General features: G+C 50.4%; 18 protein-coding genes and 1 pseudogene. 14 read left to right on the top strand and 5 right to left on the bottom strand.

All coding sequences use genetic code 11. The features are described from left to right. Positions 1–44 precede the first annotated feature (44 nt). From ACKGJP_RS30965 to ACKGJP_RS30935, 7 genes are all read left to right on the top strand, one after another. Complete coding sequence (locus ACKGJP_RS30965) at positions 45–1,235, top strand: M24 family metallopeptidase (RefSeq protein WP_409342602.1); 1,191 nt, start codon at positions 45–47, stop codon at positions 1,233–1,235. A gap of 258 nt (positions 1,236–1,493) precedes the next feature. Further along, the gene (locus tag ACKGJP_RS30960) at positions 1,494–2,321 is read left to right on the top strand and encodes an AraC family transcriptional regulator (protein ID WP_409342601.1); all 828 of its coding nucleotides are present in this window, start codon (positions 1,494–1,496) and stop codon (positions 2,319–2,321) included. A gap of 134 nt (positions 2,322–2,455) precedes the next feature. After that, positions 2,456–3,607 (top strand): Gfo/Idh/MocA family protein, encoded by a 1,152-nt coding sequence (locus tag ACKGJP_RS30955; protein WP_409342600.1) that lies wholly within the window; start codon positions 2,456–2,458, stop codon positions 3,605–3,607. A gap of 12 nt (positions 3,608–3,619) precedes the next feature. Continuing rightward, on the top strand, positions 3,620–4,786 hold the full coding sequence (locus tag ACKGJP_RS30950) for a dihydrodipicolinate synthase family protein (RefSeq protein ID WP_409342599.1): 1,167 nt from the start codon (positions 3,620–3,622) through the stop codon (positions 4,784–4,786). Between the two features lie 45 nt (positions 4,787–4,831). Then, positions 4,832–5,653, top strand: coding sequence for a sugar phosphate isomerase/epimerase family protein (locus tag ACKGJP_RS30945; protein WP_409342598.1), 822 nt, complete (start codon positions 4,832–4,834; stop codon positions 5,651–5,653). A gap of 47 nt (positions 5,654–5,700) precedes the next feature. Next, positions 5,701–5,874, top strand: a complete 174-nt coding sequence (locus ACKGJP_RS30940) for a hypothetical protein (RefSeq protein WP_409342597.1) — start codon at positions 5,701–5,703, stop codon at positions 5,872–5,874. 249 nt (positions 5,875–6,123) lie between these two features. Next, positions 6,124–6,342, top strand: coding sequence for a hypothetical protein (locus ACKGJP_RS30935; protein ID WP_409342596.1), 219 nt, complete (start codon positions 6,124–6,126; stop codon positions 6,340–6,342). An 84-nt stretch (positions 6,343–6,426) separates the two neighbouring features. On the opposite strand, the gene clpP is transcribed toward ACKGJP_RS30935, so the two are convergent. Genes clpP through ACKGJP_RS30920 form a run of 3 tightly spaced genes read right to left on the bottom strand, consistent with a single transcriptional unit; the run spans position 6,427 to position 7,888 of the window. Continuing rightward, a complete protein-coding gene (clpP, locus tag ACKGJP_RS30930; protein WP_409342595.1) occupies positions 6,427–7,005 on the bottom strand; it encodes an ATP-dependent Clp endopeptidase proteolytic subunit ClpP in 579 nt (192 codons plus the stop codon). Positions 7,006–7,047: 42 nt separating this feature from the next. Beyond that, complete coding sequence (locus ACKGJP_RS30925; RefSeq protein WP_409342594.1) at positions 7,048–7,290, bottom strand: hypothetical protein; 243 nt, start codon at positions 7,288–7,290, stop codon at positions 7,048–7,050. Between the two features lies 1 nt (position 7,291). Beyond that, on the bottom strand, positions 7,292–7,888 hold the full coding sequence (locus ACKGJP_RS30920) for an ArsR/SmtB family transcription factor (protein WP_409342593.1): 597 nt from the start codon (positions 7,886–7,888) through the stop codon (positions 7,292–7,294). Positions 7,889–8,263: 375 nt separating this feature from the next. Here ACKGJP_RS30920 and ACKGJP_RS30915 point away from each other — a divergent pair, with 375 nt between their 5' ends. Continuing rightward, positions 8,264–8,425 (top strand): hypothetical protein, encoded by a 162-nt coding sequence (locus tag ACKGJP_RS30915; RefSeq protein ID WP_409342592.1) that lies wholly within the window; start codon positions 8,264–8,266, stop codon positions 8,423–8,425. 64 nt (positions 8,426–8,489) lie between these two features. After that, entirely contained in the window at positions 8,490–10,271 is a 1,782-nt protein-coding gene (locus ACKGJP_RS30910) for a copper amine oxidase N-terminal domain-containing protein (protein WP_409342591.1), read from the top strand. Between the two features lie 683 nt (positions 10,272–10,954). Here the strand turns inward: ACKGJP_RS30910 and ACKGJP_RS30905 are convergent. Continuing rightward, positions 10,955–11,515, bottom strand: a complete 561-nt coding sequence (locus tag ACKGJP_RS30905; protein WP_409342590.1) for a hypothetical protein — start codon at positions 11,513–11,515, stop codon at positions 10,955–10,957. 201 nt (positions 11,516–11,716) lie between these two features. Between ACKGJP_RS30905 and ACKGJP_RS30900 the strand changes: the two genes are divergently transcribed. The 3 genes and pseudogenes from ACKGJP_RS30900 to ACKGJP_RS30890 all read left to right on the top strand — a co-directional run. Then, positions 11,717–13,867, top strand: coding sequence for a sensor histidine kinase (locus ACKGJP_RS30900; RefSeq protein WP_409342589.1), 2,151 nt, complete (start codon positions 11,717–11,719; stop codon positions 13,865–13,867). Then, on the top strand, positions 13,864–14,517 hold the full coding sequence (locus ACKGJP_RS30895; RefSeq protein WP_409342588.1) for a response regulator: 654 nt from the start codon (positions 13,864–13,866) through the stop codon (positions 14,515–14,517). The genes ACKGJP_RS30900 and ACKGJP_RS30895 overlap by 4 nt, the downstream gene beginning before the upstream one ends. A 111-nt stretch (positions 14,518–14,628) precedes the next feature. Next, a pseudogene (locus ACKGJP_RS30890) lies at positions 14,629–14,721 on the top strand (short-chain dehydrogenase); the annotation flags it as partial. A gap of 283 nt (positions 14,722–15,004) precedes the next feature. On the opposite strand, the gene ACKGJP_RS30885 reads toward ACKGJP_RS30890, so the two are convergent. After that, the gene (locus ACKGJP_RS30885; protein ID WP_409342587.1) at positions 15,005–16,207 is read right to left on the bottom strand and encodes an IS110 family transposase; all 1,203 of its coding nucleotides are present in this window, start codon (positions 16,205–16,207) and stop codon (positions 15,005–15,007) included. Between the two features lie 528 nt (positions 16,208–16,735). Between ACKGJP_RS30885 and ACKGJP_RS30880 the strand changes: the two genes are divergently transcribed. Both ACKGJP_RS30880 and ACKGJP_RS30875 read left to right on the top strand, forming a co-directional pair. Further along, positions 16,736–17,692 carry a phosphotransferase enzyme family protein gene (locus ACKGJP_RS30880; RefSeq protein WP_409342586.1) on the top strand — a complete coding sequence of 319 codons (957 nt, stop codon included), beginning with the start codon at positions 16,736–16,738 and terminating at the stop codon, positions 17,690–17,692. 177 nt (positions 17,693–17,869) lie between these two features. Next, a complete protein-coding gene (locus ACKGJP_RS30875; RefSeq protein ID WP_409342585.1) occupies positions 17,870–18,388 on the top strand; it encodes a GNAT family N-acetyltransferase in 519 nt (172 codons plus the stop codon). Positions 18,389–18,471: the final 83 nt, after the last annotated feature.

The raw sequence follows: 18,471 nt of genomic DNA, 5'->3' as shown, positions 1-18,471 counted from the left end.
CACTTTTTCCATGTATAATCAGGGGAGAAAGGGGTCCGGTACGCATGATTAATTATTTGTCTCGCCTGCAGAGGCTGCAGGAGAAGATGCAGCGTAAACAAATCGACGGGTTTGTCGTGACGCAGAACGTCGACATTTATTATTTTACGGGAACGATGCAGACGGGCTATCTGTTTATTCCCGCCGAGGGAGAGGCTGTTTTCTATGTCCGCCGCAGCGTCGTGAGGGCGCAGGAGGAGTCGGCCGTGCTGATCGAGGAACTCGGTTCCATGCGAAGCTTCGGCGAGCGGCTGAAACGGCAATCCCCGCAGCTGTTCGAGAACGGGCGCAGCCCGATTCTGGCAACGGAGTACGACGTGCTCCCGGTTCAAGCCTTCGAGCGGCTCAAAGCGGCGGTTCCGCATGCGAACTGGGCGGACGGCTCGCTGCTGGTCCGGGAGACGCGCATGATCAAGTCGCCGGCGGAGATCGCCAAAATCAAAGAGGCGGCGCATGTGATCGATATCGCCTTCGAGAAGGCGGTAAACCATGTGCAAATCGGCATGCACGAGTTCGAGCTGATGAGCATGATCGAGCTGACTGCGCGTCTTCACGGACACGCAGGCCTGATGCGGATGCGCGGGTATAACCAAGAGCTGATTACCGGAATGGTCGGCTCCGGCGCAGCCGCCGCGATGCCGACTTACTTCGACGGTCCGGCAGGAGGGCAAGGGCTGAGCGCAGCAGCTCCGCAAAGCTGCGGCCGCAAACGGATCGAGCGGGACGAGCCGGTGCTCGTGGATATCGGCTGCTGCATCGACGGCTACGTCATCGATCAGACGCGGACGATCGTAATCGGGGAGCTTGGCGAAGAGCTGACCCGGGCCTATGCGGTGTCCGAGCGCATCCTTCGTGAAACCGAGGAACTGCTGAAGCCGGGAACGATATGCGAGGACCTGTATGCGAATGCGCTGAGGATCGCCCGCGAGGAAGGGCTTGCCGATCATTTTATGGGCTATGGCGCGGATCAGGTGAAGTTTCTCGGCCATGGCATCGGCCTTGAGATCGACGAGCTGCCGGTCCTGGCCAAAGGGTTTACGTACCCGTTGGAGCCGGGCATGGTCATCGCGATCGAACCGAAATTCACATTCCCGGGCGTCGGCGTCGTCGGCATCGAGGACAGCTATGCGATTACGGAGTCCGGCTTCGAAAAGCTGACGGTATCTCGTCCGGGTATTACGTTCAAAAAGCTTTGAGACAGGTAAGGCGGCTGCTTCCGAACATCGGAGGCAGCCGTTTTTCCGTACATTTATCAGAAAGTATATCGAGGAAGTCGCTCTAAATCTCGGTAAACGCGCTTGTCCCTAAAAGGACGGCGAAGCCGTTTATCCTTGATGGCATCTTTGCCGCGCAGCTAAGTGAAAAAGGGGTTTGCCTGGCGCTGGAGAATAAGAATATGGAAATCATTCGGAATCCCGAACACACACCCTTTTACGCAGGGAGGCGCAGTGGCTATGAGCAGGTTCAAGGAAATCGTGTTGCCGGAATGCGGCATTAATTTATATGAAAGCAAGCATAAGGAAGGCGATATCGTAAACGAGCATTTCCATGACGTTTACCAGATTTTATATTCGCTCGAAGGCGAAGGAACCGTTACGCTGGAGCAGCAGCAGTACCGTTTTGAACCGGATCATGCCCTGATTATTCCTCCGTCAGCCAAGCATTCCGTCAAATCGAGCTCCCGGCTTACGCTGCTTGTTCTTGCATTCGACGCGAGCATATTCAAAGCGGATTCCCTCGGCAGTCTGCTGCAGGCTTCCTTCTCGGCGTCCGCTTACAGGAAGCTGAATTCGTTTACCGCTAACGAGCTGCGCCAGCTGCTCCGCAAGATGCTGTTCGAGCAATCGAAGCAGGATTCGCTGTATCCGCTGGCGATCAGAATCGCCTTGATCGAAATTTTGCTCGTCATCGCGAGAAGCATGCAGTCGCAGGCAGCCGACTCCAACAGCTTGCGGGCGGACCGGATCCGCGCCTACATCAATTCCCATTATTTCGAGAAGCTGTCGGCCGACGTGATCGGCCTGCGGATGGGGATCAGCGCAAGATACGTCAATACGATTTTTAAAGAGCAATACGGCATAACGCCGACGCAGTACTTGTCCGACGTCAGGATCGAGCTGGCGAAATCCATGCTGGCGGAAACGGATAAGGCGATCGTGTCCATCGCGTTCGAGGTCGGCTACGAGACGCTTCCCACCTTCTACCGGAACTTTAAGCAAGCGGTGCATATGTCCCCCCACCAATACCGGCAATATCATACGCAAGCGGCTCCGCTGGAATAGGGGAGAGAGCGGTGAACGCCTTCCGTAAAGCAGTTCCGAATTTGCAAACGAGGTTCTTCATTTGATAAGACAGTATACCGGGTATGCTATAAAATTCTACGTATGCAGCAAGGACATTTGAAGGGAGCATTGCCATGACGACGCATACGATAGGAATCATCATGAACGGCGTAACGGGACGAATGGGGACGAATCAGCACCTGATCCGATCGATTTTGGCCATTCGCAATCAAGGAGGAGTACTGCTTCCGGATGGCGATGTCATCATGCCCGATCCGATCCTGGTAGGGCGGCAGGAACATAAATTGAAAGCGCTTGCCGAAAAGCATGGCGTACAGCGCTGGAGCACCGATCTGGACGCATGTTTGGCGGATCCGTATAACACGGTTTATTTCGATTCCCAAACGACGCTGCACCGCGCGGCGAGCATCAAGAAGGCGATTGCCGCAGGCAAGCATATTTATTGCGAGAAGCCGACAGCGGCAAGCCTCGAAGATTCGCTGGAGCTGGCGCGCCTCGCCAAGGAAGCGGGCTGCAAGAACGGCGTCGTGCAGGATAAGCTCTTTTTGCCGGGCTTGCTCAAGCTGAAACGGCTGGTGGACTCGGGCTTCTTCGGACGCATTCTGTCCGTACGGATGGAATTCGGCTATTGGGTGTTCGAAGGCGACTGGCAGCCGGGGCAACGTCCTTCCTGGAACTACCGGAAGGAAGACGGCGGCGGCATCATCGTCGACATGTTCGCGCACTGGCGGTATGTGCTCGACAATTTGTTCGGCGAGGTTCAAGCCGTCTCGTGTGTCGGCGTCACGCATATTCCGGAACGCGTGGACGAACGGGGAGCCGCCTACAGCTGTACGGCCGATGATGCAGCCTACGCGACGTTCCTTCTCGACGGCGACATCGTCGTTCAGGCGAATTCTTCCTGGACGGTGCGCGTCGACCGCGACGATCTGCTTACGATTCAGGTGGACGGCACGGAAGGAAGCGCCGTCGCCGGCTTGCGGGATTGCAAAATTCAGCACCGGGTCGCCACGCCGAAGCCGGTCTGGAATCCGGACATCCCGAACCCGTTCAAGTTTACGGAGCAGTGGCAGGAGGTTCCGGACAATCAAACGTTCGATAACGGCTTCAAGGTGCAGTGGGAGCTGTTCCTGAAGCATCTGGTTACCGGAACGCCTTTCCCTTGGGATTTGCTGGAGGGTGCCAAAGGAACGCAGATGGCGGAATTGGGGCTCCAATCCTGGAGCGAGCGCCGCTGGCTCGACGTCCCTAAGCTCACGCTATAGGAGGATACGGACATGACATTTACGCTTCAGCTTCCACGTGCGGGAGGATCGCTCTACACGTATGCCCTTAGCGACCGTCTTCCCGTCGCGCCTCCCGGCAAGCCGTTGACCGGACGGATCGCATTTTCGGCGGCTCATGTCGTATGCGATCCGCTGGCGGATGCGGAACCGCTCCACCACGCTGCGATCGATTGGCAAGCGACTTTATCTTATCGCCATTATTTGTGGTCGCTCGGGCTGTCCGTCGCGGAAGCGATGGATACCGCCCAGCGCGGGATGGGACTCGATTGGCTTCGGGCTCAAGAGCTGATCCGGCGTTCGCTGGAGGAAGCCCAATCCGTCGGCGGCAAAATCGCCTGCGGGGCCGGCACCGACCATCTGACTCCCGGGCCGCAGGTGACTCTGGAGCAAGTGGAGGCTGCCTACGAAGAACAATGCGACTTTATCGAGAGCCGGGGCGGGCAGGTTATTTTGATGGCGAGCCGTGCCTTGGCGGCCTGTGCCCGTTCGGCTGAAGATTATGAGCGGGTGTACGGCCGTATTTTGCGGCAGGTATCCCGCCCTGTGATTCTGCATTGGCTCGGCGACATGTTCGACCCCGCTCTGGCCGGCTATTGGGGAGAGCGCGATCTTGACAGCGCCATGGATGTCTGTTTGCGTATCATTAACGCTCACGCGGACAAGGTGGACGGCATCAAAATATCGCTGCTCGATGCGGACAAGGAAGTGCGCATGCGCCGTCTTCTGCCTGCGGGCGTCCGGATGTATACGGGCGACGACTTCCATTACCCGGAGCTGATTCGGGGAGACGAGCAGGGTTACAGCCATGCGCTGCTGGGGATATTCGACGCCATTGCCCCGGTGGCCGCGGCGGCGATCAGCGCGCTCGACGAAGGGGATGAGGCGCGGTACGACGCTTTGTTCCAGCCGACGGTAGCCTTGTCTAGACATATTTTTCAGCGGCCGACCTATGCGTACAAAACAGGGATCGTGTTCATGGCCTATTTGAACGGACACCAGAACCATTTCCGGATGATCGGCGGCGCGGAAGGCGCGCGTTCCATCGTGCATTTGGCCGAGCTGTTCGTTCTGGCCGATCAAGCGGGGCTTCTCGCCAACCCGGAATTGGCGGCGCGGCGGATGAAGCACGCCTTGGCGCTGGCCGGCATCGAATCATAAGGCGGATGGGGAACCAGCTGCGAAACCTAAGACCGGAGGAATCCTATGGAACGGCTTACGACGTTTGATCGGCTGAGCTTGAATCAAATCACCACGGACAAATTGACTTTGGCGGAAGCGGCTGACGCCTGCGCGCGGGCGGAAGTCTCCTGGATCGCATTATGGCGCCATAAAGTGGCGGAAGCGGGGCTTGCCGCCAGCAAGCGAATCGTCCGGGACGCCGGCTTGCACGTATCGAGCCTGTGCCGCGGCGGTATGTTTCCTGCCTCAACGGCTGCCGAGCGCCAGGCAAGAATCGACGACAACCGGCGCGCGGTAGACGAGGCGGCCGAGCTGGGTGCGGAGGTGCTGGTGCTGGTGTGCGGTCCGGCTCCGGACCGCGATATCGCCGGCGCCCGGCAAATGGTGGAGGAAGGCATCGCGCAGCTCGTTCCCTATGCGGAATCATGCGGGATTCGCTTGGGCATCGAGCCTCTTCACCCGATGTACGCAGCGGAACGATCCGTTATCAACACGCTTGCACAGGCGAGCGACATCGCGGAGCGTTACCGTCCGGATCAAGTCGGCGTGGTGGTCGACGTTTTCCATGTGTGGTGGGACCCGGAGTTGTACCGCCAAATTTCCCGCGCGGCCGGCCGTATTCTCGGCTTCCACGTGTCCGACTGGATCGTGCCGACGCCGGATCTTTTGATGGGCCGAGGGATGATGGGGGACGGCGTCATCGAGCTTCGCAAAATCAGGCATGCGGTTGAAGCGGCCGGCTATAAAGGACCGATCGAAGTGGAGATTTTCAACAAGGATATATGGGCGATGGCGGGCGATGACGCGATTGCGTTGATGAAAGAGCGATACTTGGAGCATGTGTAGCGGAGACGGAAATTACCGGAAAATTATCCGTAAAGGCGGCGTTCCGCATGATGGATACGGATTTTATTTGCCACGTATTGTGCTGGCCGAACGAGGATAGGATCGAGGAACGGAACGGAAACCATCCTCCGCTGCAAAGGTCTAGCAAGCCCAAACGGAAATCCTTGCAGCAGGATCGAGCGATCCGTGCCGCCAAGCCGCAGAAGCTTAAGAGTAAGTGAACCGGTCATCTATTCATAGAACGGAATGAGGATTGTCAGCCATCTTCGAAGAAACTTTCGGAAGAGATGGAGGACGTCGTTCATTCCGTTTTTATTTTGCCGGAACGACGGACTTCAGGAGCCGATCATGACCATCACCGGCCTCATCGTCACTAGGGAAGTCGAATCCGGTGCAAAATAGGCGAACGCTTCTATGCGCTAAACGTAATATAGAGTACAGAGGTCTATGTCCAGGGAGGTGTAGGAAGGATGAACGCGAACTGGCATTCTTATCCGCCTTACCAGTCCGGAAACGTCCCTGCACCGCCGAATGCGCAGCAGGTTATGCAAATCATGATTAGTCTGGATAGCCGGTTGGATAAACTCATTCAGTTGATGGAGGAAAACAATAAACTGCTGCGCTCGATAGAACAGCAGCAGAGCCGGGTCGTTTCGGCCGGCGGAGGTTCGGTTATCGTACGCATGTAGCTGCGGGTTAAGCGCGTCAAAACATCGCCCCGTCTCCACGCTAGTGGAAACGGGGCGATGTCATGGACAAGGGACGGGAATGCTTTATTGCGTAATAATCCGATCGATCGCCCCATAGGCGAGCGCTTCTTCCGCGTTCATAAAATAGTCCCGATCCGAGTCGCGGTCGATTTTTTCGACCGGCTGTCCGGTGCGTTCGGCCATAATGCCGTTAAGCAGCTTACGGGTCTTGATGATATGGTCGGCGCGAATTTGAATATCCGTCGCTTGCCCTTGCGCGCCTCCCCACGGCTGGTGGATCATCACTTCGGCGTTCGGAAGCGCCGAACGCTTGCCTTTGGCGCCGCCGATGAGCAGGAAGGCTCCGATCGAAGCGGCCATGCCGACGCCGATCGTGGCGACGTCCGGTTTAATAAATTGCATCGTATCGTAGATCGCGAATCCGGAGGTAACCGAGCCGCCCGGCGAGTTGATGTACAAGTGAATGTCTTTCTCCGGATCCTCTGCAGCCAGGAAAAGCAGCTGCGCGATGATCGCGTTCGCAACCTGATCGTTCACCTCGCTGCCGAGAAAGACGATCCGGTCTTTCAATAGCCTCGAATAAATATCGTAGGAACGTTCACCTCTGCCGGATTGCTCCACAACCATTGGAATAAAGCTCATGGTAATCCCTCCTTGAATGGTTTACATGGTCTAACGGCGATGTTACGCCGCAGCCAGCATGCTGTTGATGCGCAGGCTGCCCGAGCCGCGTCCTTGCGGCGCAGCAACCTCGCGAATCGTACCGAAGCCGGACGATACGACGACGATTTGCGCCGGCGAGCCCTCTTGCCGGCTGCCGATTGTACGGACGGTTACGTTCGGCATAATATCCGCGCCGCCGCTAGGTTCGCGCTTCGGCAGAGGCACCACATTGTCGGGGGCGGAAGCTATTTTCGAGTCGTTCATCTTACTCCTCCTTAAGCGGATCGGGATACACGGCGGCAAGCAGCCGATAGGCGCTTGCGTTGTCCGCGGCTGTCGTTTCGTACTTGCGGACCAACTGCTCGACTAATGCGACATATTCGTTCATAAAAGCTTCGCGTTGGCGTTCGTCTGCCAATCGCACCGTTGAGGCAAGCGAAGCGCTCGGCACCTTTTCCTCCCGGTCCGATTGCTCCATAAGGGTCAAAGCATCGGCTTTCATCCGATCGGACAAGGTGATGAGATGGGCGAGCGAGCCTTGGTCGCGCATTTGCTGCGCCGCTTGCGGCTGGAAACCGAGCGAATCGGCGATGACGAATGTTCTGGCCGCCGCTTGGTACAGTACTTCCACGAGGTTGCGGACTTGGCGGGTTCCTACCCTGCGGGCGAGTCCTACCTTCTCGAGCGCCTTCAGATGGTAATTGATCCGCTGCGCCGTTTCCCCCATCCCGCGGGCGATTTCCGCCGCCGAAGCGGGCTCCGCCATCAACGCAAGCAGCTCCGCACGAAGCGGATTGAGCAGCGCCATGGCCTGCGCGGGCGACTGAACAACATAAGTTTCGGCGATTTCAGGAGTAGTCAAAGCCAGTGCACCTCATATAAATAATATTTCACGTAAAAATATTTTATTACGTGGGGGGGAGGATGTCAAGCCGGGGACGAGCCTAACAACCATTGAGTTGGCTAACAAATATGTTTTGAAGTTGACAAAGAGATTTGAAGTAACAAATAAAGTTTCGAAGTAATTAGGCGTTCACTCAACCGGGTGAACGCTTTTTTTAAGCAGGTTGGAGGAGAAGGTGATCTTGCTCGATGAATGAATCTATATTCCCGAAAACCTTCCCAGCTGTTTCACGAGTTTTTCCTAAACATTTCCCAGCTGTGTCTCAAGAAAAGTGAATTTCACGTGTTGTATGATAAATCCAGAAAGCAAACTCAACAGTTGGAGGTTATAACGATGAACAAAGCATTGAAATGGATTTTAGGGGTTGCATTGCTTGCGTCAATGGCGGTTCCCGCAACGGTTAGTGCAAGACCTGAAGCGAAGCCAGAGGCGACGAAAACCACAAGACCGGGAGTGATTATAGCAGCCAAGCCAGAAGCCAAACCGGAAGCGTAAGTAGCAGTTAACTGGACTTATTTGAATAAATACAATGTATTTTCAAAAGGAGAGAATTGAACCTATGACATTGAAATTCAGTAAACGAAAACAAACTTCTGCAATCACACTTTTGTTGGCGGGCTGTTTGGCGTTCGGCAGTATCGCCAGCGCTTTTGGCGAGACGCCTCCTTCAGGCGTGCAGATCAAGGAATTCAGTCTTCTTGATACGTCATCTGACATTGTAGGTGCAGCTGATTTTACGCCTGAGGGCAACAAGGATGGTCACTTCAAGCTGCGGCTGAGCCTAGCTCAGTCTACGGTTATCAATTCTGTCGTACTACGTTCCACGGATGCTTATGGTAAGGATAATTACCAAGGGGTATGGAGAACCAACCATGTAACAACGGGGTGGCTGCTCGGCATTGTACAGGATAAAACTGTTACATCGTCAAGCGGTACAACACATGAAAGCATCATCATCGACCCAGGCTTTCGTAAGGATATTAAAGAACCTGTCGGTGAATTTGAGGGTGAGCTTAACCTAGACCTGTACGCTAGCGATAACGGCACGATCAAGGAAACGCAATATTATGTCTTAGAAATTTTGACTCCGCAAGGTACCATTGTTTCCAAACCGATAAAATATAAAAGTCCGATGACAACAGGGGAAACTACTGGCTCGTCAAGCCCAACACCAACACCAACACCAACACCAACACCAACACCGATTCCGCAACCTGTGCCAACACCTCAGACACCAACCCCAGCTCCAACTTCAGAAAGTCCGCTGATTCATGTGCTTTTCAATGGCCAAGAGCTTCAGTTTGATCAAGTCAGACCGATACTGAAAGATGGTTCAACACTCGTGCCGTTCCGTAAATTATTCGAAACGCTTGGCTTCGAGGTTCAGTGGAAGGAAACTGAATGGTCCCAAAAGGCGATTGGAATCAAGGATGGTCTCACGATTGAATTGACAATTAATAGCACCACCGCAGTCGTGAATGGAAAAAACGTGAGCTTGGATGTCCCTGCCCAAATCCTGAATGACAGCACCTTAGTCCCACTTCGCTTTGTAGCGGAAAACAGCGGGTACCAGGTGTCTTACTCCAGGAGCGGCAACGAAGCGACAGTTCGGATTGATGATGCAGATGTTACGCCAACACCATCACCGGTCCCTTCTCCTGCTCCAATCCCCGATCCTGTGAAAGAGGTAGCTGAGCCCTATGTCGTCAAAGGTTATGTGCGCGATGCAAAAGGTCATCCCATCCCTGATATCGTCGTTTTTGCCGATAATACATTGCTTTATGACAGCAATATCCTTGGAGTTACCGATGAATCGGGACACTATCGGATCGAGCTGCCTCACTTAGCTACTTCATGGCATATGGGCGCCGATGTAACTAAATCATTCAATGGAATGAATTACACCTTCCATTTAAACGCTGACAAGGATCTTCCGCTTTCGGGAAGTACTGGAGCCGTCCGTGATTTTACTTGGAGCAAATTTGATGGACAGATTTATATTTATCCGTCTTTTACAGCATCGGACGATTCGCTGCCGGAGTTCGATATGAGCGATCTGGAAGTAACACTGACACCCGTCGGCCCGCTGCTCGATGGCAGTGCAGGTCATACGATAACGAAGCGCGGAGGTCCGATTTCAGGTGGAGCGGGCATTGATCAAATACCGATTGGCCGCTACAAGGCTACTGCCAGATGGGTGCCAGAAGGGCATGCGCCGATTTCCTTGCAGATTAGTGACTCTATCGGTAAATATGCAGAGTCTGTAGAATTCGAATTCGGTCCTCCTAAAGGAGTATCCACAACCAATTATCTCAGTGAACTCGTCGTTAAAATACCTTAAAAAGTGGTGCATCCAAGCGCCAGAGGCTGCCGAAAGGCAGCCTTTTTGCATGCTGACGTGCCCAGAGGCATATATTATCTAGATGTTGCAATTCCAACCAAGGGAGGGACCATGCTACTCTTGTAGCTAGGTTGCTTACGTATGGTGAAATCTGTGCGTAAAACCGCTTCGACAATAGTACTTGTCTGAGACAGGGATAGCATCATACTAGGCCGTAACATCAAGCCGCATCGTTAAAAAGGCTTCGCAAGGAGGAAAAGTGAAAGATGAGTCCGCCTAGTTAGACGTAGGCCATGGAAGCTGTGCAGAACTTGGAACAACAGCCAAAAATCCAATGGTGTAGAGGAAGCGGCATGGTGAACTTTCATTAAGACATGAAACGGCTGCCCTAGGGCAGCCGTTGTTATGCTAACAAAAACGTTAGTTCCATCGTTAATGGATATATTTCATTTGTGTTGGTACACGTTTTTTGCTTTATTTCCTACGGATACGAACAAAGGAGCAATGGTTCTCGTTCATGAAGACTAGACACCAATATCCATGTCCATACCCCCACACATACCCATATTTAAGTTCAAGAACATGACAAGAACCGCATATGATTGCGGTTTATTCTTGAGCCTTACATTGCGCTAAAAAAAGCAAAAAACTCTGACCACACGGCCGGAGTTCCTTGCTTGTAATTAAGCGGTTAATTTCTTTGTATTCGCCTTTGGGAAAAAATTTCCTGTCCATACCATAAAGCCCATCCCTACATACACCAAGCCCCAGAAAAAGGCGAACCATCTCTCAAGCCCCGGCATTCCGAACGATACGAGCATGAGTATAAAAAGGATAATCGTCCAACGAGGAAATACCTTTGCTCTGAAAGTAACGATCATCAGAATGATAGTTCCGAGCAGCATCCCCATACCGGAGACAGCTCCGGTAAGATCAACGAACAACTGCCCCTTTTCGGCATATTCGCCGTATGCGAACAGACCGTAAAAGTTAGATGCAACAAGCAAATTGCCGATCATGATAAGCATTGTGGAAATAAATCCCAATACGCCAGTCTCCTTAGATTGTGCCATATACAGCGCAATGGAACTGAAGGCCATGAGGATACAAGCGATAAACCCGCAAATCACTTCCGGCGTGCTGTCATCTCCCCAGATGAGCGACGACGGTGTCATTCCGATTCGTACGATTCCAGCTAAGAAACAGATAAATCCGAGCAATTTCACTACTTTTTCTACTGTCATTTTGACCAACCTCCAACTCTTTATTGACTTCCTTGTAACGAATTGTACCAAATGATCGTTCCCGTCAACGAGAGTATCCCCTACCTAGCGGAGACAGGAAGATTTATGGGTAGATCCGGGAAGTAAACCGCAAGTCATATACAGATACTGGGTCAGGGATTATAATTTCCATATAGCTAAACTTGGCGAGTAGGAGGGAATATGAGACAGATAAGCAAGAAACTCAGCAGTCAAACGGAATGGCTATTGCAGGCGCTTATGGTTGCAATTAGCGCCATAATCGTTGTTTTTCTCATTAGCAGTATTTCAGGCTATTATGAAAAGCTGCACAGTCAATGCATCCTGCAGTCATGCGGTTCATTGGCTCCGCCACCGACCACGACGGAGGTATTGAATCAGAACAACTTAACGGTCGATTCGTATGCTGTGGTTCTCGTCGCGATTGACTGCGGGCTTGCATTCCTCTTTTATACAGGTGCGGGCATCATCCTTTGGAAGAGCGGGCGGGAGAGGATGGGGAAGCTTGCGGTGCTCGCCCTCGTTGCGTATGGTACTACGTTTCCCTCGCTCGTCTATCTTTCTTCGGAAGGAAGTGAGGTGCTGCAGAGGTGGCCAGATGGAATCAGCACTGTCGGCTGGATGACGTTATTTTTGTTTTTCTTATTGTTTCCGAGCGGAAAGCTAGCACCTTCCTGGACATTCTTCGTATGGATCCCGTTTAGCGTGATTCAGCTTGCCAGCTTCCTATTCCCGGATACCAGTATCAATTTGCATCAATGGTCCGAAACAGCGAGGATCCTGTACTATTTGACTGCCATCGGCAGTATCATTTATTCGCAAATTTATCGATATAGGAAGGTTTCCAATGCCGAGCAGCGGCAGCAGACGAAATGGGTCGTCTACGGCGTCACAATTTCGTTTCTCGGTTTTTTCGGAATAAGTGCCTTTTTTGTTTCGGATACAGCGTTCAGCCCGGCCTCCTACATTTATTTAACTGTCGCTTTGCATGTATTTGTGTCCATTATTCCTTTGACGCTTGCATTTGCCATCCTTCGTCATCGCCTGTGGGATATCGATCCGCTCGTCAACCGGACGATTGTCTACGGTGTGTTGTCCCTTGCCATCGTACTCGTCTACTCCGCATCTGTACTATATTTAAGCAGCGTGTTCCGGACGGAGAAAAGTTATATCATCTCCCTTCTCGCAACCTCCATCGTCGCTATTCTCTTCGCACCACTGAAGCAGTGGCTTCAGCGTATCGTGAATCGGTTGATGAAAGGCAGGCACGATGACCCGTTTGCCGTGCTAGTCGAGCTCGGAGACAGCCTGATAAAACCGATGGCGCCCGAACGGGTGCTAGATGCCGTCGCTCGAACGATTCAAGACGCGCTTCGGCTTCCGCATGTCGGCATCTCGATAGGAATGAACGGTCAGGAGACGATGGCGATATCCGTCGGTGAAAAAAAGTATGATATGCACGGTTTTCCTCTTATTCACAGCGGTGAAGAGCTCGGAACGCTCTGGCTGTCGAGTCGTTCGCCAGGAGAGGCATTCAGCACGGAAGACAGCAAGTTGCTGGATATTTTGCTTCGCCAGACCGTGCCGATCGCCAAAAATATAAATATGACTGCTGGTATGGAACTATTGGCCAAAGATTTGCAGGAATCGCGCGAACGTTTGGTGCTTGCTCGTGAGGAAGAGAGAAGGCAAATCCGAAGAAATCTTCACGACGATCTTGCGCCGCGTCTGATGTCGCTCGCGTTTAACGTAGCGGCTGCGGAACAGTATATTCGAAAAAGTCCGGATACGGCGATCGGGCTACTGGGAGAGCTGAGGCAGGTCATCCGAACGACCGTAAACGAAATCCGTACAATGGTACACGATTTGCGCCCGCCGACGCTGGACGAGTTTGGGCTGTTGGGCTCTATTGAGGCACGCATTGACGAGATCTTGAAGACGTCCGGTCAAATGGCAGCTACACTGCATAATGACCCGATATGTGTGAAATTACACGTATTGGAGGCGCTTCCAGCTTTGCCGGCAGCGGTGGAGGTAGCGGTGTATCGCATCGTAACAGAGTCATTAGTTAATGTCATAAGGCATGCTGAGGCAACGGCTTGTGATGTACATATACGGTTGACGCCGGCGCAAGAGCTGCAAGTCGAAGTCATCGATAACGGGAAAGGCCTTCCTGTTCCTATGAAGTCATCAGGAAATGGTGGCATCGGACTGACCTCAATCCGCGAGAGAGCGGGGGAGCTTGGCGGTCAATGCATATTTGAAAGATTGGAAACTGGCGGTACGCGTGTAATGGCGCTGCTGCCGCTACTGCGTGGGGAGGAAATAAAGTGAGAATTTTGCTCGCAGACGATCATCCGCTATTTCGCGGAGGCGTGCGCAACTTAATTGGAACTACAGAAGATTTGCAAGTAGTAGGAGAAGCCTCAAACGGGGAAGAAGCGGTGCAGTTGGCCTTTTCCCTGCGGCCTGATGTCATTGTCATGGACATTCGGATGCCTGGCATTAACGGTATCGAAGCGACGAGAATGATCAGGGAGAAGCAATCTGAACAAAAAATACTCATCGTAACGATGCTAAAAGACGACAAGTCCGTTTTTATGGCCATGCAAATGGGAGCACGAGGTTATGTACTTAAAGATGCTGGGGAAATGGAGCTGCTGCAGTCCATTCGAATAGTTGGTGGCGGTGGTGCTGTATTCAGCTCCGATATCGCAGCACGCATGATGCATTATTTTACGATGCCGAAGCAGGCACAGCCCTTAAATCCGGCGCTCTCCGAACTGACGGGCCGAGAGACGGAGGTGCTTGAGCTGATTGCGGACGGATACTCGAATGGACAAATTGCATCCCGTCTGCATTTGAGCGCGAAAACGATCGCCAACCATGTCACGAATATATTAAATAAGCTTCAAGTTCAAGACCGTCACGAAGCCAAAAAGGTGCTGAGGAATTTTCATGAAGCAGAAGACCTCGAAAAGTAAAGTCACTGATACAAAGTTGTGTTTAATCGGCAAGAAGAAATAATTGTAAGAAGTATTTTAAAACCTAATTTGTAAATCGATTTTAAAAGAAAAGCCAGCAAACTAGCTTCGGATATTGCGGACATCGTGGTTTTCCTCTCGTCATCGGACGGCCGTTGGATTACTGGACAGATGGTTGATGCCACGGGCGGATCACACTTATAAGGTCAATCAACAGCCCTTCTAGGCAAGACGGAGGGTTGTTTTTATGTTTAATCATCGTAAACCTTGCCGTTACTTATGGTAAAGTTCCTGATGTTTGAATACCACATATTGTTGAGCAGGCTACCGAAGCCTGCTCATTTTATTGAACTATACCAGCTAATAGGCTGTCAATATTTAATAATTAATGAACGAAATGAAGGGTGGTATACTCGTAAAAGGGGACAACAAATAACCGTCCCGCATTATATGGGAAGGTTTCCCTCAATGGCTAAGGGTTGCTAATTCAGACTAAGCGAAAAGCTTCTTTCTTGGTTAAGATGGCATAAATCCAGTGGATTCGTTTATTTGCACAAGCGATCACAGCTACTTTAAACAGTTTGCCTTCAGCACGTTTCTTATCGTAATAAGCCCTTAATTTTTTGTTGCGTGAGCTTCGCAGACCACAACGAACAGCTTGGTATAAGGCTGTTCGGAGCTTTCTAGAACCACGTTTAGTAATTGGATTTCGAGTAGCAGTAAACTTTCCAGAAGAAAAAACGCTAGGATCAATACCCGCAAATGCGATCAGCTTCTTTGCATGATCGAACCGATCGATTTCCCCGATTTCTGCTAAAATTGTTGCCGCAAGTTTAGTTCCAATACCGGGGATCGATTGCATTAAATCATATTCCAATAATTCTTGAGCCAACTCCTCTATTGACTGATCAAGTTTGGATAGATGCTCTTGGTATTGAAGAAGTAAATTGATGAGTAGTTCCATCGATATTAAATGACTTGGAAAAGCTATCTCCTTGAAGGGATTACGCTTTGCTGCAGCCATTAGCTTTTGCGCCCTTTCTATTGTCCAACAGTTGGGATTCACATATCCCGCAAGATTCTGAATGTGTGTCTTGACTTCTTCCACGGACATTGCTAGCACCGCTTGTGACGTTGGATAAAGAGCCAGGAAACGAAGGGAGACCTTAGCATAAAGGTCACCAAACACGCCATGATACTCCGGGAACACTTGATCCAGCACCGCTTGGAATTGTAATTTTGCTTGAACGTACATATCCGTGAGAGACTCGTGTTGCCTTGTCAGGTAACGCAAATTCATCAGATATTGGCCTCGTTTTTTGTAAGGCTCCAGTTCCTCTTTGTAGAACATTTCTCCCAATTGGTATGCATCAGCGGCATCCGTTTTTACCTTGCGTAAATTTGCCTTTTTCGCTTGGTGGGAAAGTAACGGATTAATGACGATATGCAGAAACTGATGCTCATCCAAGAATTGAACAACTGGACTATGATAATGACCTGTTGCTTCTAATATGACGGCCGCACGTTTCCCCGTAAAGGATTCTAAATCTTGAGCATAACGAAGAAAAGACGCAAGACCATCAAGATCATGTTTAAAACGAAAAATCTTTCCATAGGGCGTTCCTTTGTTTGCAAAAGCTTGCGCATGACTTTCCCCTTTGGATACATCCAAACCAATGACAGGATTCACATAATCACTCCCAATATATTTTCACCGGCAACCCCTGACCTTCTTGTCGTCCACATTATCGCATGTGATTCGGGATCATGGTCCCAACCAGCCTAATCATGGTTTAACAAGTAGGGGGGATGAACTGTATAGCTCTCGGGATCTAGCTCCCACGGGCAGAAACGTTCGATCCCCGGCTACCGCTATCTTACGACCACACAAAAATGAGGTCCACCAGAAAGATCTGGTGACCTCATAATACGAACGGGCAGGATAGTTCAACTTTAAGTATTTTTTGTCTGCCCAATAAAAGGAGTAACTGGTAGACTGAAATTGTGTGGTTTGATTATATCGACTGAGCAGGGGAAAATAGTACAGATTTTATATTTCTAGTGAGCTTGAACAAGACTGACACCCTCCACTACGCAATCATCGATATCATTAAAACCTATGTAACTAACAAGATGAGTGAGTTCAATTTGATGCACTTCCCTGATGATTGAAGAGGGCAGATTTCAAGAAATTAACCGGATATGAGGTGCGATGAGAATGACTAATGAGGTGCAAAAAGTATTACAGGCTGGGTGGAACATAGATTCGGAAATAAATAAGGAATGGATTGGAGGAAACAACACTACATGGCAAGTGGGGGATGGGCCCTGGCTTGCTAGATACAATAGAGATGAAGTGAATCGAGTCATTCGCGAGTTGGAATTATATGAATATCTTTCTATTAATCAAGTCAGAGATCCCGACATGATATTATTTGTTCCGGAGGTTATAAGAACTACAAGAGGTACCCGATTTTACGATGATGGGACACATCTATGGAAATTAAGTAAACACATGGAAGGAATAATGCCGTCACAAGAAAGTGCTGAGTTGTACCCCATAATTGCATACGGTTTGGGTCATTTCCATAGAAAACTTCGTGAAGTCCCTGCAGACTTTGCGGTAACAAGTACACAAGTGGTAAGAACCGTAGAAACGTATGTTTCTGGGATCGGTAACTTATCTTGGGTCATACGCGAGGACTCAGCGGTTAAGGATATTGAAGAGGAAAACATCCTTCTCATTAAAACTGCAGCGCAACGATTGTCCTCAAATTTCAATAGAATTCAAGCGTTGCCTGTTCAGTTAATACACGGGGATTTTACGCACTACAATCTTCGAATTAAGGAGGATCATACCAAACTAATCGGTGTACTCGATTTAGAATTTTGCAGTGTAGACCCGGCGTTGTTAGATCTAGCATCTGTGGTTCTTACGCTACTTAATTACTCAAATCTAAGTGAACAAGACAAATTAATAACGGAAATAATTAAAGCTTATGAATATGGGGGGGGAGGGAGCGTTGACCCTAATGTCTTGGAAGTTGCTGTACTTTCAAGAAAGTTTGATAGTTACTGGTATCACCGTAACCGCTTATTAGAAGGAAAAGGGACCATGGAGACTTACCAAAGACAGTTGGAGCAATTGAAGCTTTTTATGGCGACTCTAGGGTGAATCTCGTTAGGTTTAGAAACAACCTTTTTGTTTTGTTAACGGAAAACGAGAGTTCCATCAATAAACGACGGTAACCGGCGAGACGATAAGTTGTCGTTTTCCGTTGAAGTAAAGGGGAGTTTACTTCAATCCGCTAGTTTTATTTAGAACAATTTGATAAATGATCGGAAGTGACTAATGAACATTCGTCTGTTGAATGACTCTGATGCCCAAGTGTATAGAGAAGTAAGGTTGCGTGCATTGAAAAATGACCCCGATGCATTTGGATCAACGTATGAGCAAGAAGAAACTAAACCACTGGGGCACATTATAGAAAGGATACACCATACAAAAGATCAATTTACATTGGGATGTTTTGACGACAGTAACACATTAGTTGGCATTGTCAATTTTTCACGTGAAAACAGGCTTAAGACGGCACATAAAGGAAACATTTACGGTATGTACGTAGAGCCTCAATTTCGAGGACGGGGGGTAGGTAAAGCCCTTCTATTAGCCTTGATTGAAAGAGCAACAAAAGAATGTGAAGGGTTGGAACAGATTCATTTGACGGTTGTGTCTAATAACAAATCAGCAAAACGCTTATATGTCTCGCTGGGGTTTGAAGTTTACGGTATAGAACCACATGCTTTAAAGTTTGATGAACAGTATTTCGATGAAGACTTAATGATATTAAGATTGGGACTTTTAAACTAAAGGGTACGATAGTCCAATCAAGTCATGACGGCGGCCGGCCACACGATCGGCTGCCGTTGTCCATTAAGCTATTTGGCAGAAGA

The sequence above is a fragment of the Paenibacillus litoralis genome (assembly GCF_046244365.1).
GTDB lineage: Bacteria > Bacillota > Bacilli > Paenibacillales > NBRC-103111 > Paenibacillus_V.
Note: the sequence above shows the minus strand (reverse complement) of the source record. Positions and strands in the feature narration are given on the sequence as shown.

Excerpts from the sequence above, each read along its gene's own strand:
- ACKGJP_RS30915 (WP_409342592.1), top strand. The coding sequence starts at position 8,264 with ATGAACAAAGCATTGAAATGGATTTTAGGGGTTGCATTGCTTGCGTCA.
- ACKGJP_RS30960 (WP_409342601.1), top strand. The coding sequence starts at position 1,494 with ATGAGCAGGTTCAAGGAAATCGTGTTGCCGGAATGCGGCATTAATTTA.
- ACKGJP_RS30925 (WP_409342594.1), bottom strand. The coding sequence starts at position 7,290 with ATGAACGACTCGAAAATAGCTTCCGCCCCCGACAATGTGGTGCCTCTG.
- ACKGJP_RS30880 (WP_409342586.1), top strand. The coding sequence starts at position 16,736 with ATGACTAATGAGGTGCAAAAAGTATTACAGGCTGGGTGGAACATAGAT.
- ACKGJP_RS30905 (WP_409342590.1), bottom strand. The coding sequence starts at position 11,515 with ATGACAGTAGAAAAAGTAGTGAAATTGCTCGGATTTATCTGTTTCTTA.
- ACKGJP_RS30900 (WP_409342589.1), top strand. The coding sequence starts at position 11,717 with ATGAGACAGATAAGCAAGAAACTCAGCAGTCAAACGGAATGGCTATTG.
- ACKGJP_RS30950 (WP_409342599.1), top strand. The coding sequence starts at position 3,620 with ATGACATTTACGCTTCAGCTTCCACGTGCGGGAGGATCGCTCTACACG.
- ACKGJP_RS30910 (WP_409342591.1), top strand. The coding sequence starts at position 8,490 with ATGACATTGAAATTCAGTAAACGAAAACAAACTTCTGCAATCACACTT.
- ACKGJP_RS30940 (WP_409342597.1), top strand. The coding sequence starts at position 5,701 with ATGATGGATACGGATTTTATTTGCCACGTATTGTGCTGGCCGAACGAG.
- ACKGJP_RS30965 (WP_409342602.1), top strand. The coding sequence starts at position 45 with ATGATTAATTATTTGTCTCGCCTGCAGAGGCTGCAGGAGAAGATGCAG.
- ACKGJP_RS30935 (WP_409342596.1), top strand. The coding sequence starts at position 6,124 with ATGAACGCGAACTGGCATTCTTATCCGCCTTACCAGTCCGGAAACGTC.
- ACKGJP_RS30875 (WP_409342585.1), top strand. The coding sequence starts at position 17,870 with ATGAACATTCGTCTGTTGAATGACTCTGATGCCCAAGTGTATAGAGAA.
- ACKGJP_RS30945 (WP_409342598.1), top strand. The coding sequence starts at position 4,832 with ATGGAACGGCTTACGACGTTTGATCGGCTGAGCTTGAATCAAATCACC.
- ACKGJP_RS30955 (WP_409342600.1), top strand. The coding sequence starts at position 2,456 with ATGACGACGCATACGATAGGAATCATCATGAACGGCGTAACGGGACGA.
- clpP (WP_409342595.1), bottom strand. The coding sequence starts at position 7,005 with ATGAGCTTTATTCCAATGGTTGTGGAGCAATCCGGCAGAGGTGAACGT.